This is a genomic window from Priestia sp. P5_B4, assembly GCF_056400385.1.
This window is the reverse complement of the sequence record NZ_JBFULJ010000282.1, coordinates 1-4,464: the sequence shown is the minus strand read 5'-3', so window position 1 is coordinate 4,464 and position 4,464 is coordinate 1. Positions and strand designations below refer to the sequence as shown.

The window sequence follows — 4,464 nt, the reverse complement described above, 5'->3', positions numbered from 1 at the left end:
CCTTGCGGCAGTAGGGTTCAGCTAAGGATTCTTTTGCTTGGGTATGCATCTTTTTATACATCGTTGAGATGACTACGTTCTTTGGATAGTTGAAAGAAACGAGAATGTATAAAAAGAGCTCCTTTTATACATATGCTAACTCTCTAAAATGTAGTATTTCTGGAAAATATATATTATAATGTGTTTGCACATGCATTTTATAGTGAAAAGCCCCCTGTCCTGCAAATACTGGGTGGCTTTTTATTTTGTATACATGTAGTACATTTTATATTTATAAACTCACTTGATGAGCATGTAATGTCTTTATCCACACAAGAGAGGATGCAAGTGCCAATTCCTTTTCTAGGAAGTTATAGAGGAGTGCTTCTCTTGAAACATTTCTATAAATTTAATAAGGGGTGTAGAGAAGGTAGTATCAGCCCGGTAAATAAAAAGTGTATCAACTAATGAAAATTTTTCAGGAATAGGATAATAGGTAACCTCTTCCAGATGACTGTATCTTTGTACAATAGACAGGGGAAGTAAAGTAACTCCCAATCCAGCTGCTATACATCCCATAAGCGCATCCAAGGAACCAAACTCCATAACTTTAGAAGGCCTTACACCTTCCTCACGTAACCAATGTTCAAACTTCTCACGATAAAAACAACCTTTGTGTAAGACTAAAAGTGTTAAATTACCAACCCTTTCTGATCCTAAGAATCGAGAGAGTAACAAATTTCCTACTAACACTAACTCTTCTTTGAAAACCTTTTTTACAATGAGATCAGGATGAGATAAAGGTCCAGAGACAAACGCACCATCCAATTTATAATTTAATACTTCTTCAATATGCTGACTAGTAGGTCCCGTCTTTAAGTTTAAATCCACTTGAGGATAAGCAGAATGATAGCTAGAAAGAAATGCAGGTAAATGAACGGCAGCTGTTGTCTCCATTGACCCAATTCCTAACGGCCCCTGAGGCTCTTCTTCATCCCTCATTATTTGTTTCGTTTCGTCTAGAAGGCGAAAAATCTTATCAGCATAGGTTACTAATAATTCCCCTTTTGCTGTTAGTGTAATTCCTTTATTATGTCGATAAAACAAGACAGTTTGTAGGCTATTTTCTAACTGCTGCATCCGAGTCGTAATATTGGACTGTGCATAATTTAGCTCTTTTGCAGCCTTTGAAATACTTCCATACTTAGCAACTGCCTTAAAAATACGCAATGATTGAATATCCATGTTTCTTCACACCTAATTTCTATTTGCCATCTGTTAAAGTGATGGCAAATATCTTTATTTCGAATTATACCATATGGAGAAAAAAGCATATGATAAATATGGAGCAACTTTTGTAAGGAGTGAAGAAATGGATAAAAAAAATCTCTCATTTTTAATAGGAGGATTACTTGCAATGGCCATTGCGTTAGGGATCGGAAGATTTTCTTACACGCCTATCCTACCTCTTATGCAACAGAAATTTGATTTTCCGGAAACTATTGCTGGTTATCTCGCTTCAGCTAATTATGCAGGCTATCTAATTGGAGCTATTTTAACGGGACTATTTTCCATGAAGGGGAGAACGGTTCCTATCTTAAGGATAAGCTTAATTATTGGTGTTGCGACTACATGCTTGATGAGTTTTACGACCTCTTATACACTTTGGGCAATATTGAGATTTTCATCTGGAGTGTGTAGTGCCATTGTTTTTGTATTGGCCTCAAGCATAGTTTTAGGAAAGCTTAGAGAAATAGGTAGGACGAATTGGTCTGGTTTCTTTTATATGGGACCTGGCTGTGGGATTTTCCTAACCGGTATTTCCATTCCTTTTTTCTATCATAATTGGGGCTGGAAAGGAGCCTGGATTGGTTTAGGCGGGTTAAGCTTACTTTTGTTAATTGTTATCTTTCTAACTTTTAAAGAACTTCCTGTCTTCCTACATAACAAAAAAGGAGACGAAGCTCACCAAAGTACAGCTCCTCCAAGAAAATGGTTACCTTTCTTGATAGTAGCCAATGGCTGCGAAGGGTTAGGATATATTGTAACGGGTACATTCATTGTCTCTATCGCCCAAAAAACACCTTCTTTTCATTTCGACCCTTCTGTAATTTGGACAGTAGTAGGTATAACAGCCATTCCTTCTTGTCTATTATGGTCAGCGTGTTCTAAAAGATGGGGATTTATCAAATCGTTAATCCTAGCTATGTTCATACAAGCTGTTGGTGTAAGCATTCCTGTATGGTCATCCTCATCGTTTAGTTTGTTTGCGAGTGCTGCTATCTTTGGAGCTACCTTCATGGGGATTACCTCTCTTGGAGCTACGCTACTAGGACAAATGGTACCAAAAAACAATAGCCGGATAATGGGATATTTCACAGCTGCTTACGCAGTTGGACAAATGATTGGTCCCACTCTTGCTGGAGTGCTTTCAGAAGCTACAAATAATTATAATACCTCTTTATTAGGAGCAGCAGCAATTGTCTTAATAGGGTCTATGTTACTTATGTCAGGGTTAAAGTATGAAAATAAAAAAGTATTAACTACCAAGTCCCATCGCTTATTTAAATCTTAATACAACCCGTGTAGTTTACTTTATAATCTGGGGGAGAAAAAAGTGAATTTATATAATCGTGTTTGTGAAGTTTTAGATATTAAGGTACCCATTATACAGGCTGGTATGGCGGGAGACAAAATTACAACGGTAGATCTTATTGTAAACGTATGTGAAGCAGGTGGTCTTGGAACCTTAGGCGCTGCTTATATGCATCCAGAGGATATTCGGCAAACTGTGAGAGAGATTCGAAAATATACAAACAGGACATTTGCTGTCAATCTTTTCACTACTGAAATGGCAGATAATACAGTTAGGATAGAAGAGGTTCAACAGGTATTAGACACGATACGAGGCGTTTTATATATTAAGCGCGGTGATCAAGAGGTCAAAACTAAAAATTTGTTTAAAGCGCAATTTAAAGTATTAGTGGAAGAACAAGTTCCTGTAGTAAGCACGGCTTTTGGAATTCTTCCACCTTATGCAATGAAAATAGCAAAAGAAAACGATATGAAGGTTATTACAATGGTTACAACTGTTAGAGAAGCGCTAACAGCACAAGAACAGGGTACAGATGTGATTGTAGCGCAAGGAAGTGAAGCAGGTGGTCATCGGGGAACATTCGATGTAAATGAATGCCCCAATGGAGCGAATATTGGGCTCTTCTCACTTGTACCTCAAGTAGTAGATCAGGTGGATGTTCCTGTCATAGCTACTGGCGGAATTATGGATGGAAGGGGACTAATCGCAGCTTTAGCTTTAGGCGCCAGTGGTGTCCAAATGGGAACTGCATTTTTAGCAACACAAGAATCCGGGGCGCATCCTTGTTATAAAGAAGCTCTTCATGAAAGTAATGAAGAAAGCACAGTTCTTACTAGACATTTTTCAGGTCGTCCGGCAAGAGGAATAGCAAATACTTTTATTAAGGAGTTCGACAATTCTAAGATTCAGCCTTTATGTTTCCCTACACAAAATACCATTACTGGAGAGATTCGAAAAGCTGCAGCTAAGCAAGGTAATAAAGAGTATATGTCTTTGTGGTGTGGTCAAAGTACAAGGCTATTAAAGAAGGATAAAACAGCAGATGAGATAGTCACTGATACCATACAAYAAGCAAAAAGTATTCTACAAACGTTCAATTACAGTTAAAACAGCAAATAAGTCTCTTTCTAAACGGATCACTTATTGAATCTATATAATTGGGGTTTTCCTATTTAATCATTAATCTTAAAGATGAAAAATGTAAAATATTTTATTGCCACAGCATTAAATTGAATTTCATCGTTTTGATTCAATATCAAGTGAAACAACCACACTATAGCTTGTAAGAAATAAATGAAAATGTGAAATGTCCCTCTTCAACAGGAGGGGCATTTTATTTTATTAAACTCTTTAAGTAAAACAAAGATTTATTCTAAAGACACAGACTTTTTTAAATTATACACTGTTCATTAAAGTATACGTTTGCGAACTTTTGTTTTGTATGGCCAATCTATCATTTTTATTGTTCGTTTAAGTTGAAAAATAAATTGCGAACGTCTTTTTAAACACACACACTTTTACGAGCATTTTTGAATTGAATAATAGGGAGAGACTCATACAGGAGGACTGAAAAGGGGGAGAACAAATCAGCATCTCTGAATTATTTATATTTACATCTTACACAAACCTGAAGAAGAGCGTGTATCAAGGTTTGTGAACGTTCTTTTGAATAAAAATCACTCTGTTTAAACCTGTGTGCAACATTATTTCTTATATTTTCTGAGGAGGTATCATTATTTAGTAGATGTTCTAAATAATTTGCTAAATCTTCAGTGATAACCTGTCGCACCTTTGTATTGTTCAATAGGTTAGTTAAGTTTACTGTAGTATGAACTAAAGTATCGGTGTTTTTAGTTAGTATGTTTGTTCCTTCAATTGCTGAATACAAA

4 protein-coding genes are annotated in these 4,464 nt (G+C 36.3%); 2 read left to right on the top strand and 2 right to left on the bottom strand.

The features are described from left to right. Window positions 1–342 precede the first annotated feature (342 nt). Entirely contained in the window at window positions 343–1,224 is an 882-nt protein-coding gene (locus AC1DRF_RS17550; protein ID WP_427076990.1) for a LysR family transcriptional regulator, read from the bottom strand. Window positions 1,225–1,351: 127 nt separating this feature from the next. On the opposite strand from AC1DRF_RS17550, the gene AC1DRF_RS17545 reads away from it, so the two are divergent. Together AC1DRF_RS17545 and AC1DRF_RS17540 are read left to right on the top strand one after the other, a co-directional pair. Further along, entirely contained in the window at window positions 1,352–2,554 is a 1,203-nt protein-coding gene (locus AC1DRF_RS17545; protein WP_477741271.1) for a YbfB/YjiJ family MFS transporter, read from the top strand. A 42-nt stretch (window positions 2,555–2,596) separates the two neighbouring features. Continuing rightward, the gene (locus tag AC1DRF_RS17540; RefSeq protein ID WP_477741270.1) at window positions 2,597–3,682 is read left to right on the top strand and encodes an NAD(P)H-dependent flavin oxidoreductase; all 1,086 of its coding nucleotides are present in this window, start codon (window positions 2,597–2,599) and stop codon (window positions 3,680–3,682) included. A gap of 493 nt (window positions 3,683–4,175) precedes the next feature. Here the strand turns inward: AC1DRF_RS17540 and AC1DRF_RS17535 are convergent. After that, window positions 4,176–4,464, bottom strand: a 289-nt coding sequence (locus AC1DRF_RS17535) for a DUF4209 domain-containing protein (RefSeq protein ID WP_477741269.1), incomplete at its 5' end; no start/stop codon positions are given.